This is a genomic window from Pseudomonas marginalis, from assembly GCF_024169655.1.
Lineage (GTDB): Bacteria > Pseudomonadota > Gammaproteobacteria > Pseudomonadales > Pseudomonadaceae > Aquipseudomonas > Aquipseudomonas paraveronii.
In genome coordinates, this window is sequence record NZ_JALJWV010000001.1 from 5118420 (window position 1) to 5135043 (window position 16624).

The 16624-nt window shown below is 56.7% G+C and carries 17 protein-coding genes, 1 tRNA gene and 2 pseudogenes; 11 read left to right on the forward strand and 9 right to left on the reverse strand.

Translation table 11 applies throughout. The features are described from left to right. Positions 1–3: 3 nt before the first annotated feature. On the reverse strand, positions 4–1053 hold the full coding sequence (gene queA / locus J2Y83_RS23510; protein ID WP_253398738.1) for a tRNA preQ1(34) S-adenosylmethionine ribosyltransferase-isomerase QueA: 1050 nt from the start codon (positions 1051–1053) through the stop codon (positions 4–6). A gap of 108 nt (positions 1054–1161) precedes the next feature. Here queA and J2Y83_RS23515 point away from each other — a divergent pair. After that, positions 1162–1246, forward strand: a tRNA-Leu gene (locus J2Y83_RS23515). 162 nt (positions 1247–1408) lie between these two features. Here the strand turns inward: J2Y83_RS23515 and J2Y83_RS23520 are convergent. Beyond that, a complete protein-coding gene (locus J2Y83_RS23520; protein ID WP_253398740.1) occupies positions 1409–1717 on the reverse strand; it encodes a DUF3077 domain-containing protein in 309 nt (102 codons plus the stop codon). A 412-nt stretch (positions 1718–2129) separates the two neighbouring features. Here J2Y83_RS23520 and J2Y83_RS23525 point away from each other — a divergent pair, with 412 nt between their 5' ends. The 4 genes and pseudogenes from J2Y83_RS23525 to tnpC all read left to right on the forward strand — a co-directional run bounded on the left by J2Y83_RS23525 (position 2130) and on the right by tnpC (position 4782). After that, complete coding sequence (locus J2Y83_RS23525; protein WP_253398742.1) at positions 2130–2507, forward strand: cytochrome c; 378 nt, start codon at positions 2130–2132, stop codon at positions 2505–2507. A gap of 377 nt (positions 2508–2884) precedes the next feature. Beyond that, positions 2885–3175: pseudogene (locus J2Y83_RS29710) on the forward strand (transposase); the annotation flags it as partial. Beyond that, positions 3172–3507 (forward strand): IS66 family insertion sequence element accessory protein TnpB, encoded by a 336-nt coding sequence (tnpB, locus tag J2Y83_RS23530; protein WP_253398744.1) that lies wholly within the window; start codon positions 3172–3174, stop codon positions 3505–3507. The pseudogene J2Y83_RS29710 and the gene tnpB, both read left to right, overlap by 4 nt. A gap of 49 nt (positions 3508–3556) precedes the next feature. Continuing rightward, a pseudogene (gene tnpC, locus J2Y83_RS23535) lies at positions 3557–4782 on the forward strand (IS66 family transposase). Between the two features lie 26 nt (positions 4783–4808). Here tnpC and J2Y83_RS23540 read toward each other — a convergent pair. After that, positions 4809–5555 (reverse strand): NADPH-dependent F420 reductase, encoded by a 747-nt coding sequence (locus J2Y83_RS23540; protein ID WP_253398746.1) that lies wholly within the window; start codon positions 5553–5555, stop codon positions 4809–4811. A 101-nt stretch (positions 5556–5656) separates the two neighbouring features. Between J2Y83_RS23540 and J2Y83_RS23545 the strand changes: the two genes are divergently transcribed. Next, positions 5657–6010 (forward strand): winged helix-turn-helix transcriptional regulator, encoded by a 354-nt coding sequence (locus tag J2Y83_RS23545; protein ID WP_103496976.1) that lies wholly within the window; start codon positions 5657–5659, stop codon positions 6008–6010. A 430-nt stretch (positions 6011–6440) separates the two neighbouring features. Here the strand turns inward: J2Y83_RS23545 and J2Y83_RS23550 are convergent, their stop codons facing one another. Further along, positions 6441–7328, reverse strand: a complete 888-nt coding sequence (locus J2Y83_RS23550) for a LysR substrate-binding domain-containing protein (protein ID WP_253398748.1) — start codon at positions 7326–7328, stop codon at positions 6441–6443. A 122-nt stretch (positions 7329–7450) separates the two neighbouring features. Here J2Y83_RS23550 and J2Y83_RS23555 point away from each other — a divergent pair, with 122 nt between their 5' ends. After that, a complete protein-coding gene (locus J2Y83_RS23555) occupies positions 7451–7960 on the forward strand; it encodes a sugar ABC transporter (protein WP_253398750.1) in 510 nt (169 codons plus the stop codon). Further along, entirely contained in the window at positions 7957–8811 is an 855-nt protein-coding gene (locus J2Y83_RS23560) for an MBL fold metallo-hydrolase (protein ID WP_253398752.1), read from the forward strand. The genes J2Y83_RS23555 and J2Y83_RS23560 overlap by 4 nt, the downstream gene beginning before the upstream one ends. 143 nt (positions 8812–8954) lie before the next feature. Here the strand turns inward: J2Y83_RS23560 and J2Y83_RS23565 are convergent, their stop codons facing one another. Beyond that, entirely contained in the window at positions 8955–10340 is a 1386-nt protein-coding gene (locus tag J2Y83_RS23565) for a PLP-dependent aminotransferase family protein (RefSeq protein WP_247399261.1), read from the reverse strand. A gap of 412 nt (positions 10341–10752) precedes the next feature. Between J2Y83_RS23565 and J2Y83_RS23570 the strand changes: the two genes are divergently transcribed. The 3 genes from J2Y83_RS23570 to J2Y83_RS23580 are packed head-to-tail and all read left to right on the forward strand — an operon-like array spanning position 10753 to position 13367. Further along, positions 10753–11778 carry a TauD/TfdA family dioxygenase gene (locus J2Y83_RS23570; protein WP_247399264.1) on the forward strand — a complete coding sequence of 342 codons (1026 nt, stop codon included), beginning with the start codon at positions 10753–10755 and terminating at the stop codon, positions 11776–11778. Between the two features lie 28 nt (positions 11779–11806). Beyond that, positions 11807–12592, forward strand: a complete 786-nt coding sequence (locus J2Y83_RS23575) for a sulfite exporter TauE/SafE family protein (RefSeq protein ID WP_247399267.1) — start codon at positions 11807–11809, stop codon at positions 12590–12592. A gap of 22 nt (positions 12593–12614) precedes the next feature. Further along, positions 12615–13367: an SDR family NAD(P)-dependent oxidoreductase gene (locus tag J2Y83_RS23580; RefSeq protein WP_253398754.1), complete on the forward strand. Its 753-nt coding sequence runs from the start codon at positions 12615–12617 to the stop codon at positions 13365–13367. 283 nt (positions 13368–13650) lie between these two features. Here J2Y83_RS23580 and J2Y83_RS23585 read toward each other — a convergent pair whose 3' ends face one another. From J2Y83_RS23585 to flgM, 4 genes are all read right to left on the reverse strand, one after another. Further along, on the reverse strand, positions 13651–14454 hold the full coding sequence (locus tag J2Y83_RS23585) for a 2OG-Fe(II) oxygenase (protein ID WP_253398755.1): 804 nt from the start codon (positions 14452–14454) through the stop codon (positions 13651–13653). A gap of 60 nt (positions 14455–14514) precedes the next feature. Continuing rightward, positions 14515–15348 (reverse strand): glycosyltransferase family 2 protein, encoded by an 834-nt coding sequence (locus J2Y83_RS23590; protein ID WP_253398757.1) that lies wholly within the window; start codon positions 15346–15348, stop codon positions 14515–14517. 470 nt (positions 15349–15818) lie between these two features. Beyond that, a complete protein-coding gene (locus tag J2Y83_RS23595) occupies positions 15819–16250 on the reverse strand; it encodes a flagella synthesis protein FlgN (protein WP_253398759.1) in 432 nt (143 codons plus the stop codon). A gap of 27 nt (positions 16251–16277) precedes the next feature. Then, positions 16278–16556, reverse strand: a complete 279-nt coding sequence (gene flgM / locus J2Y83_RS23600) for a flagellar biosynthesis anti-sigma factor FlgM (protein WP_253398761.1) — start codon at positions 16554–16556, stop codon at positions 16278–16280. Between the last annotated feature and the right edge of the window lie 68 nt (positions 16557–16624).

Consider the following 16624-nt stretch of genomic DNA (forward strand, 5'->3'; position numbering starts at 1 on the left):
GACTCATAGTTGTTCCTCTGGGCCGCGTGGCGCCGGATTACGGGTGATAAACATCGCATCACCGTAGCTGAAAAAACGGTATCCATTGTCGATGGCGGCTTGATAAGCGGCCATGGTCTCCGGATAACCGGCAAATGCCGACACCAGCATCAACAGCGTGGATTCCGGCAAATGGAAGTTGGTCACCAAGGCATCGACCACATGAAACGGCCGGCCAGGGTAAATAAAGATATCGGTGTCGCCACTGAACGGCTTGAGCACGCCATCACGCGCCGCGCTCTCCAGGGACCGCACGCTGGTGGTGCCCACGGCAATAACCCGCCCGCCGCGCGCCTTGCACGCGTTGACCGCGTCCACCACGTCCTGGCTGACTTCCAGCCATTCGCTGTGCATATGGTGGTCTTCGATGTTATCCACACGCACCGGCTGAAACGTGCCGGCCCCCACGTGCAGGGTCACATACGCGCTCTCGACGCCCTTGGCGGCGATCGCATCCAGCAGCGGCTGGTCGAAATGCAGCCCGGCCGTCGGCGCGGCCACGGCGCCGAGGCGCTGGGAGTAGACCGTCTGATAGCGCTCGCGGTCCGAGTCTTCGTCGGGGCGGTCTATATAAGGAGGCAACGGCATATGGCCGACGCGCTCCAGCAGCGGCAACACTTCCTCGGCAAACTTGAGCTCGAACAACGCATCATGGCGCGCCACCATCTCGGCTTCGCCACCGCCATCGATCAGCAGGGTCGAACCCGGTTTCGGCGACTTGCTGGAACGCACATGGGCCAGCACGCGATGGCTGTCCAGCACCCGTTCCACCAGAATTTCCAGCTTGCCGCCGGAGGCTTTCTGGCCGAACAGCCGCGCCGGAATCACCCGGGTATTGTTGAACACCATCAAATCGCCTGGGCGCAAATGCTCAAGCAAATCAGTGAATTGACGGTGTGCGAGGGCACCGCTCACCCCGTCCAGGGTCAGCAGTCGACTGGCGCGACGCTCGGCCAAAGGGTGGCGAGCGATCAGCGAATCAGGGAGCTCAAAAGTAAAGTCAGCAACGCGCATGATGGGGTTCGTCTAGCAGGGCCGGGAAGTCTAGCGGAAATAGTCAAAATTGACCATGAAACGTGATTGACCAACGGTAATCTCATCTCTATACTTCGCCGCCATTGAGCCCTGATGGCGGAATTGGTAGACGCGGCGGATTCAAAATCCGTTTTCGAAAGAAGTGGGAGTTCGATTCTCCCTCGGGGCACCATCTTAAAAAAAGACCTTGAAATTCAAGGTCTTTTTTTTCGCCTGTCGAAAAGTGGGCAACCCGCAAAATCCCTGGCCACCGCTCCCTCAACTTGAAACACGTCCCTTGTGGGAGCTGGCTTGCCTGCGATAGCGTCAGCCGCAACGCCCTCAAACCACCTGACTAAATACCCGCCACTTCACCCTCCTCCATCACCCCATTGGGCAACATCCCATTCGCCAAATCATCCACCACCGCCTTCGCCATCTCCCCCAAATAATGCGCCGCCCAGGCATAACGATCCGCGCCTGTGTCCATGGCGGCATCCAACGCCAGCAGTTTTGAACAGTGCAGCAACTCGGAGGCATGCTCCAGGGCATCGCGGATGGGCACGCCGGAATTGACGCGGAATAGCCGGTGAAAGTTGGGCTGTTTGCCGCAGGTGGAAAAGGTGATGACGCCGAGGGTTTTGTTGAGGGGTGGGTTGATCATTGGACACCTCCTGGATGGGCGGAGGTGTGGGTGGTGGGGTTGTGAGGGTATGGCCTGTCAGAAATGCTCATTGCTTAAGCTCCTAATATAGTGAGCCTATTGTTTCTCGGATTCTCAAGTCCGGTCGCTGGGTTGGAAGCGACGGGGAGGAAGTTAGCGCAGGAGCGATTGGGGTTGAAAGTCAGTATCTGTGGCGAAAAATTTCCGTTAGGTCGGTCGGGGTTGGCGAACGACGCCGATTCCCCCCCAGATGCAGGAAACAACCGGGGTCTGCTCCCGATTACCTCCGGGAAAACGTGTTGGTTTAATGGGCATCAGAAATGACAGTGTGCGCCGACGCGATGGCTGATATCTTTCCCGCGCGCCCAATCGCGTCCAATCAACGCCGATCCCATCAAGGAAGATAAAAACAATGAAAGTATTGCTCATCGCTTCGCTAGGAATGTTGTCGCTGACTCAAACATCACTATCCTTCGCGGATAATGCTAATGGAAAAAATCTCTATCTACAGCGATGCAGCATGTGCCATGGAATGGATCTCAAAGCAACAGGACCGCTGGCTAAAAAAAGTAATCCGCCGACTCCTGATCTAACAACGCTCGCTTTCAAAAAACGATTAAATGATTATCCGGGCGTGATTGTGTCTTCGATAATACTTCGCCCAAATGGCGACTTAATTCCAAAAACCTTGCGAGAGAATGGAGTAAAGCTATCGCCGCACTCATGGAGCGTTAAGGATTTTCGCGATTTAAATCAATACATGGGTGGCGTTATTTCACAAGCCCGATGACCGTCGAAGTGCCTGGTCCTGTGCTGTCTCCGTGGATTGACATGACGTTTTAAGCGCTCTGCCAACAGTTCAAACTCGATACCTTTGCTACAGATTGGCCTACGCTGGAGCTGCAGGCTGCCGAGAAAGAAACGAAGAGCGCGCTGCGGTTATCGCAGGAACTCAACGGCTCAACAGCCACATGAACGGTGATTTTTAGAATAGCTAACATGACGACCAAGCCTTCTGCGCAAGTATCCCGCGCTGAGTAACCGTCCGTTCAGCACCCACTCCTGACCGTTCTCCAAATTAGCCAAGATAGTGGACACCATTTTTAAGCGGACGCGATCACTCTAATCGCTAGGATTTCCATGCGCCAATGAAGCTCCTACCCCAAACCCTTCAAGGCCCAGATCGTACAGGAATGCCTGCAACCCGGTGCCTCAGTTTCCAGCGTCGCCATCAGCCACGGCATCAATGCCAACGTGATTCGCAAGTGGCTGCCGATATACCGTGAGAAACCCGTCGCGCCACTTCCGGCGTTTGTACCGCTGCAACCGATGCCTAAACGGCACGCTGATGAAGCGGCGTCTATCGCACTGCCGCTGGGCGACAAATACATCACGGTCAAATGGCCCGTATCCGACCCAGACGGCTGCGCACGCTTCATCCGTGGCCTCTCGCAATGATCCGCATCGATGCTATCTGGGTCGCCACCGAGCCGATGGACATGCGCGCAGGCACCGAAACTGCGTTGGCCCGCGTGGTAGCGGTGTTCGGTGCGGCGAAGCCGCACTGCGCCTATCTGTTTGCCAACCGCCGCGCCAACCGGATGAAGGTGTTGGTACACAATGGCGTGGGCATCTGGCTTGCCGCACGCAGGTTGAACCGAGGCAAGTTTCACTGGCCCGGCACTCATCGCGGCCAGGAAGTCGAACTCGACGCTGAACAACTGCAAGCGTTGGTGCTCGGTTTGCCATGGCAGCGGGTTGGCGCCAACGGCGCAATTACAGTGATTTAGTCCCGCCTTTGAGCTGTGGTGGATGAGTTGCTTTGGTAAAATCCACGGCATGACTTCCTCGCCCAACCTCGACCAAATGACACCCGAACAACTGCGCGCCCTCGCTACGCAGTTGCTATCGAAGGTCGACACCATGGGCCGGAAGATCCATCGTGACGAGACGATCATCGAACAGCTCTCTCACGAAATCGCCATCCTCAAGCGCCACAAGTTCGCTAAGCGCAGCGAGCAGATCAGCCCGGCGCAAGGCAGCTTGCTGGATGACCTGCTCAACACCGACCTTGAGGCCATCGAGGCAGAGCTGAACGCGCTTCGTCCTGCCCCGACGTCGGACGAAATCCGCCAAAAGCCCAAGCGCGCGCCGCTTCCGCCGCAGTTTCCTCGTACCGTCATTCGTCATGAGCCAGAGAACACCCAGTGCGTCTGCGGGTGCCAGCTTCAGCGCATCGGCGAAGATGTCAGTGAGAAGCTGGATTACACACCGGGCGTGTTTACCGTTGAGCAGCATGTACGTGGAAAGTGGGCCTGCCGCCAGTGCGAAACACTGATCCAGGCGCCGGTGCCGGCACAGGTGATCGACAAGGGCATCCCCACTGCTGGCCTGTTGGCTCACGTAATGGTGGCCAAGTTTGCCGACCCTCTTCCGCTGTACCGCCAGGAAAAGATCTTTGGCCGTGCAGGCCTGGCAATTCCGCGTTCATCGGCTGCATGGCGCACGCCCGCCGCAAGTTCTTCGACCTGCATGTGGCGAACAAAAGCCAACTGGCCGAACAAGCACTGCACTCAATCGGTGGCCTGTACGAGATCGAGCGGCAAGCCAAAGAAATGAGCGATGAAGACCGTAGGCGATTACGCCAGGAAATAGCGGTTCCCATCGCAGCGAAGCTACATGAGTGGATGCTGGCCCAGCGTGAGCTTGTGCCAGAAGGCTCGGCTACGGCCAAGGCTTTGGACTACAGCTTGAAACGATGGGTAGCGCTAACGCGCTACCTGAATGATGGTGCCGTGCCCATCGACAATAACCCGGTCGAAAACACGATCAGGCCATGGGCGCTTGGGCGCTCCAATTGGTTGTTCGCTGGGTCTCTTCGCAGCGGTAAACGAGCGGCAGCGATTATGAGTTTGATCCAGTCGGCGCGCATGAATGGGCACGATCCGTATGCCTATCTCAAAGATGTGCTGACTCGGCTGCCGACACAGCGGGCAAGTGAGATTGGAATGTTGTTACCCCAATGCTGGACTCATTCATCGTCTCAAGCGATCAGTCATTCTTGAGCTTGCTCCATGCTCAGCAAAAAACCTTAGTCGAGTGGATTGAATGATCGATTCATGGCTACCACGTCGCCATGGGTCGGGTTCGGCCCGAGCCACTTGAAATGCTCAGGCAATCGATCTCGTTTAGCGGCTGCCTGCCCTCTGATAGCTGCTGATAAAGCCCTACGCATAGTCTCAGCATCGTAATCACAGCAATAGCCTGGTGTAGACGGCTGTTGCCTCCAGGACTCCTCAAGCGAGCCTGCGTCAACCGGATCGAAACCTACCTGATCTACCAGAGTCATCACTGTTTCTTTGGCTTTCTCATCGTCACCCGCTACCGCCGCTGCCAAGCGACCTGGTGTACCGTCCGGAACGCCCAACTCTGCCAATGTGTAGGCGAGCACATTGTTGAAAGCCTTGATTACTGGTCGCCCAATCTGCTTCGTCACCCAAACGCTTTCCGTCATCCCTTGATCAATTTCAGCAATGCGCGGGTCACGCAAACCAGGGTAGTAGTTGCTGGTATCCACAACAGGGATGCTGTCGGGTACGGAGGTAAATAGGTCAGAAGGGAGTGTGCTCAATGCTGGCAGAGGTATCGACAGCACTACCACATCCGCGCCATCCACTGCGCCCCGAATGTCTACAGGCTCCGCTCCGATTTCTTCGGCGAATGCACGAACGCCGTTGACACCTCCAGAATTTGCCACGCGGATCTCATGGCCAGCAGCTCTTAGCTTACGAGCAATGGTGCCGCCGATGTTACCCGTTCCAATGATGCCGATTTTCATGGTTAAGCCTCAGTAATCGTTTGCTTGCACCGATTCTAGGCGGCTGATGTAATAATGGTAAGTACCTACCAAAAGGTGGGTAGCACACCTTCGAGAAAGAAATGGAACGGGATTGGGATTGCGGCGATCCGCAAAATCGGTTGAATTGGGCCGAAGCAACGACTGAGACTCTTCGCGTGCTGGAAGGGAAATGGAAAATCATCATCTTGTGCCAGCTTTTCGCAGCCAAAGGTGCGCTTCGTTTCTCGGATCTAGAGAAGCTGATCGAGGGAATAAATCAGAAGATGCTGATTCAACAGCTAAAGCAGTTAGAAAAGGATGGCATCGTGCTGCGCACGGTGTACCCGCAAGTGCCACCCCGGGTGGAGTACCAGCTCACCCAGATCGGCCATGCACTCGGGCCGTCAATCCAGGCATTGATCGAGTGGGCCGAGATGAGGCGCGATCACATTTGATTGCGGTCGAGAATCCGCCGCACAGTACACTCTACCCCTAGAAAATAGCTGTCGAGACGGGTTTGCCGGACTTAGGGTTATCGCCACATTCGACCAAAGCAATCGCTTGTGGTGCAGCATTAGTCTCAGATCAATGAATTACGTCTGCGGTGCGATAATCCGCTGGAAAACATCTTTAAAATAAGAAGGATAATTGTCGAGAACTCGCTCGAAATCGGCTTGATTGTCACGTATCAAATTACGAGCTTCGTAGCTCGTCTCCGCTGTATCAAAAATCGTAAACGCCATGTGCTGTGCTATTACTCGCTCAGAAAATCCTGCCTCGTAATACGAGATAGACTCTTCGCTAGGAAGCCCGTATTTCAAGCGTTTCTGAAGAAGATCTGCATACCATCTAAATCCATCTCCAATCTCCTCTGATCACCTGCCGCTACTTCACCTGCGCTTCCCCAAACAGCCAATGCGCAAATGCCTGGATGGGCACGCGGCTCAGTTCAAGGGGCTCGGGCAACACGAGGCAAAAGGTCTTTGCGACATTCTTCTCCTGCGGCCATGGCGCAACCAGCCGGCCTTGTGCCAGCTCTGCTTCCACGTACAGGCGCGGTACAAGCGCCACTCCAAGACCCGCCAGTGCGGCCTCGATCAACATCGCATGCAAATCGTAGCGCGCGCCCATCGCTGGGTTGCTCAGGACAATCCCGGTTTCCTGGGCATAGCGCTGCCACGCGTCCGGGCTCTGTCGTCGGTGTAATCGCGGGAGTGAATCCAGAGCCGTTGCCTGCTTGCCCGGACTCAGGAGGCCAGGGTGACAAACCGGAATTAACACTTCGTTCAACAGGCGGTGCGTGTGCATGCCCGTCCAGGCCGGGTGCTCAAAATGGATGGCGGCGTCAAAACCGCTGCCAGCGAGCACGAACGGTTCCATACGTTCCGAGAGGTGCACGCAGATATTCGGGTGTTGTTGACCAAAGCCGGACAACCGAGGAATTAGCCAGCGCAGGGCAAAGGTTGGGCTGACGGCGATATCCAGGCTTGCGCCGTTTCTGGGCTGGCCCATCAGATACTGGCTGTCCCTGTCGAGGCGCTCGAGTAGTTCGCGCACTTGCGCCGCGTAGCGCTCACCGCCAGGCAAGAGCCGCACGCGGTTGCCAACGCGCTCGAATAGGGTGACGCCCAGAAAGGCTTCCAGGCGGCCTATCTGCCGACTGATTGCGCCCTCGGTCAAGGCCAATTCGTTTGCGGCACGGGCGAAGCTGCCATGGCGGGCTGCTGCTTCAAAGGCAATCAGGGCAGCATTACTAGGGAGCTTTCGACGCATGGTCTTTCCTGAAATCAAGGCAATCAGCTTGATGTTTAGTCACTGAAGGGTGCCGAAAAATCGTTTTATGGGTCATTACCGTGCCACTAGCATGATGGAACATCAATCCGTGAAGTGACGTTATGATTTACACAGTCGAATGCAACTACGCTGACCCCGCCAGCGAAGCCGAATGGAATGGGTTTTACAGCCTGGAAAAACTGCCGGCGCTGATCTCGGTGAGCGGTTTCAGCTCCTCACAGCGCTTCAAAGCCTTGAGCGGCACTTGCCCGGCCTACCTGGCCTTACATTCAGTCGACACGCTTGCCGTATTGCAGAGCGATGAGTACCGCCAAAAAGGCGGTGGCAATTTTTCCCGCTGGCAGTCGCACATCACTGATTGGAGACGCAACCTCTATGCCGGGCCGGACCAGGCAGTTGCCGTAGGCGCGGACGAACTCCTGTTGGTCAGTGAACAAGGCCCTCACGTGTTGATTGAGTTAGGCCTTACGCCTGTAGCGCTGCACGCCGTTGCGTTGGACAAGACCCCCGCACACCGCTGGCTGGCCAAACTGGATTGCGCTCAGGCCAGGGCCAGCGATCTGCAGGGGCTGAATGTCTATCGCGCCATGACTGTGCAGTTACAGTCATGAGTAACGTGGACATACCTCACTGGAAACTCCCCAGCCAGCAAGTCGGCGAGTTTTCAATCACAGCTATCAGCGACGGCTACCTGGGCGCGAGCCTGGATTTTCTCGCCAACATCGCGCCAACAGAGGCGGTCCGACTTCAGTTAGCCGCCGGAATCAGCAAGCCAGCGTCGATCCATATCAATTGCTATCTGGTACGTGGGCGTGGCCGAACGATTCTGATCGACGCCGGCGCCGGCGGATTCAATCAATGGGGCGGCGAGTTGCTGACCAATCTTGCATTGGCCGGCGTGCAACCCGGTGACATAGATACGATTCTGCTGACTCACGCGCACCCCGACCACATCGGTGGCTTGTTGAACGCAGCAGGAGAAATGGCCTTCGCCAATGCTGAGTTGGTTGTGCATCAGCGAGAACTAGCGTTCTGGGAGGACGATGGCCACCTTGGCCAGGCCAGTGAACGCGCGCGTGGAAACTTTCTGTTTGCACGCAGGGTGTTCGAGCGGTACCGGAAAAATCTGCGCCCATTCACCGCCAATGACGTCCTGCCGGGCATCAGTGCGATGCCGTTGCCTGGGCATACCGTCGGGCATTGCGGCTACCGCTTCGAGTCCGCGGCAGGCGGCCTGCTGGTGTGGGGCGATATTGTTCATTTTCCTCAGATTCAGATTGCGCGCCCCGATGTCACGATTGCCTTCGACCAGGACCCGATGCTATCGGCGGCCACGCGAACAGGGCTGCTGGATGTTGCCAGTTCAGACCATTTGATGGTCGCTGGCATGCACCTGGGCGCGCTCGGCTTTGCTCATATCAAGCGCTCCGGTAACACCTATGCCATTGCTTACGAAACGTGAGTCAAATACGGGCAGCAAACTGTCTTTCGATAGTTTTTCTTCGCGCCTGAGAGGCTGAGCCGGGGAGCGCCGCTCAATCTTAAGCGCGCAAAAGACCTCAAGACAATCGCCTTCATGCCTTCCACTGACCGCCTCCACAACAATCAATAAAACAACCGCGGCTCCGGCGCCGCCAGCAGGCTGACCAATTTGGTCAGCGCAAACCCCAACTCCGCACGGCTAGGCCCCATCAGGGCGATGCGCACGCCACGGGTGCTGGCGCTGCGCTGGGCCAGGAACTGGCTGCCACTGACCACGATCACGCCGTTGGCACGCGCCAGGTTGGCGAACTCGTCGCTGGTCCAGGGCTCGGGCAATTCGAGCCACACATGGAAGCTGTTGGGTTGGGTACGAATGTCATACGAGCCCAGTAGCTGCCGTGCCAGGCGCTGGCGCTCCGCAGCTTCCTCCTGTTGAACCCGCACCAATTGCGCCCCACGGCCACTGGTGATCAGGTTGCTGGCCAATTGGGCCATCAGCGGCGACGGCATCCACACGCTGCTGCGCACCATGGACGACAGCCGCGATAGGGTTTGCGGCGGCGCGTACAGGTAACCGATGCGCAGGGCCGGCAGCAAGCTCTTGGACAGGCTGGTCAGGTACACCGAGCGCTCCGGGGCATAGGCCGACAACGGCTTATGCGCGGGGCGTGTCTCAAGAAAGCCGTAGATATCATCATCGATGATGTACAGGTCAAACTCACGGGCGATCTCGGCGATTTCCAGGCGACGCGATTCGGGCATGATCGAGTTGGTGGGGTTCTGGTGCGTGGCCACCGTCACCAGCAGCGTGGGCCGGTGCTCGATGCACGCGGCCCGCAGCGCAGCTGGCACCAGGCCGTGCTCATCGACCTGCACCCCTTGCAGGCGACGGCCTAGGCTGTGGGCCAGGGAGATGATCCCCGGATAGCAATATTCCTCACACAGAATCATATCGCCGACGCTGGACAGGCCGCCGATGGCCACGAGCAAGCCGTGTTGGGCACCGGCCGTCAACACGATCTGCTGGGCGTTTGCGTCCGGCAGGCTGCGCTGCACCCACAACGCCCCGGCTTCCTTGTGCACGGAATGGCCGCCGTCGGTGACGTAATCCAAGATCGCCCCCAACTCGGGCGCCTGCGCCAACTCCTCGATCGCTCCTCGCAGCCAGTCGCTCATGCCGGCGTCGCAGGGCTTGATGATCGACAGGTCGATCTGCCCGGTATCTACCTTAGAGGCAATGCCGAGCCTGGCCACCGGTGCCAAGACACCGCGGGACGGCAGCACGAATGTGCCCCGCCCCACTTCCCCGATCACCAGGCCGCGCTTGGCCGCCTCGTCGTAGGAGCGGCCGATGGTGCCCGGCGTCACTTTCAACGCCTCAGCCAGCTCCTTGAGGGTAGGCAGGCGCTCGCCCGCGGCCAGGCGCCCGGAAGCGATGTCACGCGCCAGTGCGTCGGCGATCATCAAGTAAACCGGCTGGCCATGGCCGCTGTATTCAGGAACCCACATAGGAACGACACCAGAAACAACTGAAGCGCGAAATCCTAGCATGAAACTTTTCATAAGCGTAATTGCACAACAATCGACTCAATATAAGTCGATTACAAATATTACACCGATCAAATACACATCATTTATTTTCTACCTAAACACAAGGATTTAGCCGCCACCGTAAGGCAGCGCGACCGCGTTTTGCGCCAAGCATCTTCGCCGTGGCGCAGGAGGAGTGCAGTCGGGCAGCATCGACTGCGGACTTATCCGCACATAAAAATCAATAAAATCATTATGTTAGATCACAGAATAAAAATAATATCAATTTGAGCATCAAAAAATATTGATTCGATTGATTTCAAATAATTAGAATGATTACATCGATTCAATTTTTTGCCCACCCACATCAAAACATGGAACATCACCCGAAATGGAAAGCGCATACCTCAAGACCGCAGTCGACGCTGCCACCGCCCTGGAAATCCGACTGCCTTGGGTCATAGCCAGCGCCTGGCAAGCGGTGCTGAATCAGACCCCACTTGAGTTCGAACACAACCGGGACATCTACTTCCAGCTCAAGGAGCAGGCGCAGGACGTGCTGGGCACGACGCTGACCGAGCAGATCCGCTCCTTTGTCGACAACCCGCAGCTGACCGCGCTGATCATCCGCAACTGCCCTCGTGATCGAGACACACCGCCAACGCCCTACTCCGGGGTCTTGAGCCCGCGCAGCACACCCATCGCCTGCCTGGTCAGCCTATCGATTCACAGTCTGCTAGGCATTAACCCGGTGGTATACGAAGGCGAAAATGACGGCCGCCTGTTCCGCCACGTGATCCCGTCGCGCAACGCTTCCAGCCAGAAAAGCTCCCACGGGTCGCGCCTGCGCTTCTCCTACCACGTCGACAACCCAGACCTCCCGCTATCTTCGGAAAACGTCGGCACGCTCTCCTGCTGCCCCGAATACCTGTCGTTCTTCGGCATGCGTTGCGACCCACGCATCAACACGACGCTGGTCAATGTCGATGAACTGGTGGCTGCACTGCCCGCCACCACGATTAGTGAACTGACCGCGCCACAGTTCGTGATTCATCGCCCCGACTCCTTCACCAGCAACCGTCGCAAGACCGCCGAGCTACCCGTGCTGGTGCGCGGTCTGAGCGGCGAATGGCTGTGCCGCATGGACTGCGAAAACACCCACGCGATTAGCCTCAAAGGCGAGTGCGCGCTGAACACACTCAAAGCGCTGCTCGACTCTCGTCAGTTCGACGAGCCACACCTGCTGCTGCCCGGCGACTTCATGATCTTCAAGAACCAGCGCGTGCTGCACGCCCGCGACGGTTTCGAGCCGCAGAACGACGGCGCTGATCGCTGGCTGATCCGTCTGTTCGCGGTCAACGACCTGACCCGTGTGCGCCACAGCCGCGCCGACCACCTTTATGAAGTCCTTTCCTGACCGCCACATTGACTAGACAGGTACCACCATGGAATTACTCGGATCGTTCTGGGCCCAACACTGGATACTGGCCATCATGCTGCTGGGCGCAATCGCTTTTGTCGCCGGCTTCGTAGACAGCATCGCCGGGGGCGGCGGGCTGTTCCTGGTCCCCGGTTTCCTGCTGGTGGGGCTGCCGCCGCAGGTAGCGCTGGGCCAGGAAAAGCTGGTCAGCACCCTCGGCACTCTAGCCGCCATCCGCAACTTCTTCGCCAACAGCAAGATGGTGTGGAAAGTGGCGCTGGTGGGCGTGCCGTTCGCGCTGCTGGGCGCTTACATGGGCGCCCACCTGATCGTGTCGATTTCCCCGGAAACCGTGGGCAAGATCATCCTGGCGCTTATCCCTCTAGGCATCTTGATCTTTCTCACGCCCAAGGACCGGCCGGTACAAGAGCACACTCTCAGCAACCGCATGCTGTTCACCGTAGTGCCCCTGACCTGCTTGGTCATCGGCTTCTATGACGGCTTTTTCGGGCCGGGCACTGGCAGCATGTTCATCATCGCCTTCCACTACCTGCTGAAGATGGACCTGGTGTCCAGCTCGGCCAACTCCAAGAGCTTCAACTTCGCCTCCAACATTGGCGCTCTGGTCGCCTTCGTTGTGGCCGGCAAGGTGGTGTACCTGCTGGCCCTGCCACTGGTGGCCTGCAACATCCTGGGCAACCACATAGGCAGCGCCCTGGCCATCCGTAAAGGCAACGACGTTGTGCGCAAGGTGTTGGTGCTTTCGATGCTTTGCCTGTTCGCCAGCCTTGGCGTGAAGTACCTGGCTTGATTCAACCCTCAAGGAGAACCTGATGAAAACTGCATTTGTGACCGGCGCTTCGGCTGGCTTTGGCAAGGCCATCTGCCGCGCATTGATCGCTGACAATTACCGCGTAATCGGCGGCGCCCGCCGCGCAGACAAATTGGCGGAACTGGAGCGCGAACTGGGCGAGCACTTCATTGCCCTGACCCTGGACGTGACAGACGCCGCCTCGCTGGATGCGGCTTGCGAATCGATTCGCGACGCGTCGCTGCACATCGACCTGCTGGTGAACAACGCCGGCCTGGCACTGGGTATCGACCGCGCCCAGAGCGCCGATGCGAAGAACTGGGAGCGCATGATCGCCACGAACGTCACCGGCCTGGCCATGGTCACCCACAAGCTGCTGCCGGCCATGGTGGAAGCTAACAACGGGCTGATCATCAACATCGGCTCCATTGCCGGCACGTATCCTTACCCGGGCGGCAACGTATATGGCGCCAGCAAGGCCTTCGTTAAACAGTTCAGCCTGAACCTGCGCGCAGACCTTGCGGGCACCAAGGTACGGGTCAGCAACATTGAGCCAGGGCTGTGCTCGGGCACGGAGTTTTCACTGGTACGCCTGGCCGGTGACCAGGACGCAGTGAATGCCCTGTACCGCGACGTGGAGGCCATCCGCCCTGAGGATCTGGCCAACACGGTGGTGTGGATAGCAGGCCAGCCGCCGCACGTGAACATCAACTCGGTGGAAATCATGCCGGTAGCTCAGAGTTACGCTGCCCTGAACATCGCCCGCAACCTGTAGCCCAGGCATGCAGGTGGCGGGTACCAGAGCAGGGATCTATGCCGGGCCAAGCGTTCCAGGCGTTGCTATAACGCGCAACTACCCATGAAGGAGTCTTATGAATGCTGCGCGAGAACGCCAATACCCTGCCCGCTTTCTGGTAGTCGCCCGTGAGTGCAGCTTTACTTAGGCCGCGGCTAGGATCGCCGCGGCTCAATCGGCGCTCAGCCATACCATGCGCGCTGGCGAGCGCCTGATGCAGGCCATAGACCCTTACGTGAGAGCCATCGTCTGACGATATTGCTTAGTTTTTCTTCTTGATCAGCTTGCTCACATAGTATTTGAGGCTTAAACGATCTTTGGGTCGTGGCTTGTAATGGGTTTTGTTTCTTTGTGCGGGATCGACCGCCACCGTGGCTGCCGTGTAGTAATAAAGCGCTATAGACCTGCGCGTGATGTGCTGCGGAGTCGTCAAAGGCTCTGGGTGCCCGTGGTTGCTGTCTTTGTCTGTGTTGAAAATGACGCAGCGGTTATAAATCGGCAGGATTTTTTTAAGACAAGTCTTCATGTCGACATCCCAAAGCTCCAGGTTGCCACCGTATTCTTCTTGCCAGTCTTCGTTGAGATAAATAATGGCATTCAGTCTGCGTTCAATATTAAGCTTTTTGTTGAGCCTGAAGTCCGAGTGCACACCCAGGAAACCACCATTTTTTGTTTCATGCAGCCCGCCACCGATAAAGTAGGGGTCGGGTATCAAACCTTCGATGCCCGTCAGCTTTTCAAGAAATTGCAACATGGGTGCCGAGTTAAAGGCGTTGAAAATCGTCTTCAGATAGGGGTCGCATTCGTTGGGGCTGATTTGCCGTTTGTGCTGACCTTTATAGCCACGCTCGTAGAGCATTTCGTTGTGGGTTGGCTCGACCGGGAAGTGCGCGCAGATACTCGCAATCAGGTCTTTCGGTAAAAAGTCATCGATAACGATGTGTGGAAATGGCGTGGCCTGGACATAGCCACTGGCTAGCGAGTGACCAAAAGTGCTGGCGGCGTTCTGGTCGAAATCAAGCTCCGGGGAGAGGGTGATGGGTAGTGTTTGCGTGATGGGTGTCATTACCGCTCCAATAACCTGAACATAAAGACTTATGGATGACTTTTAGCAGTGTTGCCCACACTATTTATTGCGTGTCGACGACGTTTGACCTTTGCTGTCGCCCTTGTTTAGGCGGTTCAGGATATTGTTGTACATCTTGGTTCGTCTATGCGTCGTTTCATAGCCTCCAGCTGCAGCTACAGTGCCGGACTGAATGTGATCGAGATAACTGAATATCTTACGCGGCGACAAAAGCTCAACGCTATAACCAAACTCGGTCATGCGGTCCTGGAGGGTATAACCAGGCACTCGGTCATCTATCGAAAAATGCAAGCCGTGCTGCTTTATTAGTTTGCAGTTCCATAACGTACAGAAGCTCTTCAGGTAAAATTCCCTGTACGGCTTTGGTTCTCTGGAACGTAGTCCAAGGGAAAGTTTCATACGCCTGAAGTGGTGTTTGAATAGTCGTGAGCTAAAGCGCCAAAGGGTTCTAATGGTGCCACGATTTAATTGTTCTACGCAACCAACGGCTACGAGCTTCGGGCTCTTCATGCATTTGTTCAGCATCATCGGAAACACATTTTTATCGAAAATAAACGTATCGGTGTGCAGCAGAAATACGTAGTCGGTATCAATACGTTCCAACGCCATGTCGAGTGCTTTGCCGTGCGCAATATGGCCCTGTTCTGGTTCGGAAGTGGTTCGCTCGATCAGGTTGATCCAGTCAAGCGTGCGCAAATACTCTGTGCTTTTATCAGCGGAATAGTTGTCAACCACCCATACTGGGACGCCGCTGCTACCCACATGCTGATGCAATAGCTCTAAGCATATTTTGGTTATTTCTGGTGTTTTATAGTTAACGATAACAATACTGAAATCTTTAGCTTTTTCAGTCAGCAAATCAGTGCTGCCCATAGTTCAGATACTCAGTAATAGCGTGGCGATAGGCGCACGAAATAATCGCGCCTGTATCCAGTTGCTGTTTATTGTCTCATGCGCAAACTGTGCGCGGCCAGAAATCATAGTTTTATCACATCATTGACAGTCAATGACTAATCATCGCTGACTCAGATCTAATGGAGAGTAGTAAATGCGGTTTTCATCGTATAAGGAGCGAGTCTATAGGTAAACCTCGTTGAAATATTTCGCCACATTAAAAGACTCAATAGTTAACGATTCTTGAATGGTGGTGAACCGGGTCTCCGTCAGGCATTCCGGCACGCACTCCTCGTTGCGAAACGTAGCCAGGGGAAACCCACTTCGCCCTTGACCCAGGCGCAGCGTTTGGGTGTTACGAGGGTGTTGTAGCCATCGTCGAGTCGGCCCAGATGTCGATACCTGGATCAGGCAGATGGACGCGTTGCAGCCGATCGCCTAACGGTTCGTCAACCTAGGTCCCGCTGCGTCCGCCCATCCGGCCCATACAACTGGTTACCGCCAATACGATTAAGAAACCCAACAATCCGCTGGTTACACGCCATCCGCTGCCTCAGCGCCTCACCATTGGCAATATTGACCTCCCGCGCCCGCCGCGCCAGCGCCTGCACTTCCCGCCAAGCCGCCAGGCAATCAGCATCCTGCGCCGCCCTCTGCGCCCCCTGCCGCCCTGCCCCATAGCCGAGCTTCAACTGCGCCCCAGACCGAATCGCTTCCAACTGCTCCAGCTTCTGCAACGCCGCCTGCTTGCACGCGGTCAGTTCCTGCAGTTTTTCACCGTCGACCTTGGCCTGGGCCAATGCACGCCGTTCCAGTTCCAGCCAGTCGACCAGTTCGACAATCGCCTGCTGCTGCAACGCCAAGTGTTTAGCCAGACTCATAGGCACCTGCTGCTCATCGACCAACGCTCATGGGAGGGTTTCGCGCACGCTTGCGGCCAGGCCGTCGAAGATCGAATCCGCGCTGACTTGGTAGGTGCCACTGTCGATGGCCTGGCGCAGCGCCGCGACCTTCTCCATGTCCACGTCCGCCGACGTCGCGACCTGCGAGCTGGCGTTGCTGCTGGAGACTTGCACACCGTCGTCGAGGGTGGCTTCGAGGGGTTGCACTTCAACGCGTTGATTACCGCCTGCTTTGCTGTCAGCGGGCGCCAGGGTGTTGGTCAGGTTTGCACTTATGATTTTCACGTTAGAGGCTTCAATTGGCTGTGGTTGGGTCAACTATCGGCAATCGCGACGGCAAACTTTGACCGGTA

What these genes read in the sequence shown, in the direction of transcription:
- queA (WP_253398738.1), bottom strand. Translation starts at nt 1,053, where the DNA reads ATGCGCGTTGCTGACTTTACTTTTGAGCTCCCTGATTCGCTGATCGCT.
- J2Y83_RS23520 (WP_253398740.1), bottom strand. Translation starts at nt 1,717, where the DNA reads ATGATCAACCCACCCCTCAACAAAACCCTCGGCGTCATCACCTTTTCC.
- J2Y83_RS23525 (WP_253398742.1), top strand. Translation starts at nt 2,130, where the DNA reads ATGAAAGTATTGCTCATCGCTTCGCTAGGAATGTTGTCGCTGACTCAA.
- tnpB (WP_253398744.1), top strand. Translation starts at nt 3,172, where the DNA reads ATGATCCGCATCGATGCTATCTGGGTCGCCACCGAGCCGATGGACATG.
- J2Y83_RS23540 (WP_253398746.1), bottom strand. Translation starts at nt 5,555, where the DNA reads ATGAAAATCGGCATCATTGGAACGGGTAACATCGGCGGCACCATTGCT.
- J2Y83_RS23545 (WP_103496976.1), top strand. Translation starts at nt 5,657, where the DNA reads ATGGAACGGGATTGGGATTGCGGCGATCCGCAAAATCGGTTGAATTGG.
- J2Y83_RS23550 (WP_253398748.1), bottom strand. Translation starts at nt 7,328, where the DNA reads ATGCGTCGAAAGCTCCCTAGTAATGCTGCCCTGATTGCCTTTGAAGCA.
- J2Y83_RS23555 (WP_253398750.1), top strand. Translation starts at nt 7,451, where the DNA reads ATGATTTACACAGTCGAATGCAACTACGCTGACCCCGCCAGCGAAGCC.
- J2Y83_RS23560 (WP_253398752.1), top strand. Translation starts at nt 7,957, where the DNA reads ATGAGTAACGTGGACATACCTCACTGGAAACTCCCCAGCCAGCAAGTC.
- J2Y83_RS23565 (WP_247399261.1), bottom strand. Translation starts at nt 10,340, where the DNA reads ATGTGGGTTCCTGAATACAGCGGCCATGGCCAGCCGGTTTACTTGATG.
- J2Y83_RS23570 (WP_247399264.1), top strand. Translation starts at nt 10,753, where the DNA reads ATGGAAAGCGCATACCTCAAGACCGCAGTCGACGCTGCCACCGCCCTG.
- J2Y83_RS23575 (WP_247399267.1), top strand. Translation starts at nt 11,807, where the DNA reads ATGGAATTACTCGGATCGTTCTGGGCCCAACACTGGATACTGGCCATC.
- J2Y83_RS23580 (WP_253398754.1), top strand. Translation starts at nt 12,615, where the DNA reads ATGAAAACTGCATTTGTGACCGGCGCTTCGGCTGGCTTTGGCAAGGCC.
- J2Y83_RS23585 (WP_253398755.1), bottom strand. Translation starts at nt 14,454, where the DNA reads ATGACACCCATCACGCAAACACTACCCATCACCCTCTCCCCGGAGCTT.
- J2Y83_RS23590 (WP_253398757.1), bottom strand. Translation starts at nt 15,348, where the DNA reads ATGGGCAGCACTGATTTGCTGACTGAAAAAGCTAAAGATTTCAGTATT.
- J2Y83_RS23595 (WP_253398759.1), bottom strand. Translation starts at nt 16,250, where the DNA reads ATGAGTCTGGCTAAACACTTGGCGTTGCAGCAGCAGGCGATTGTCGAA.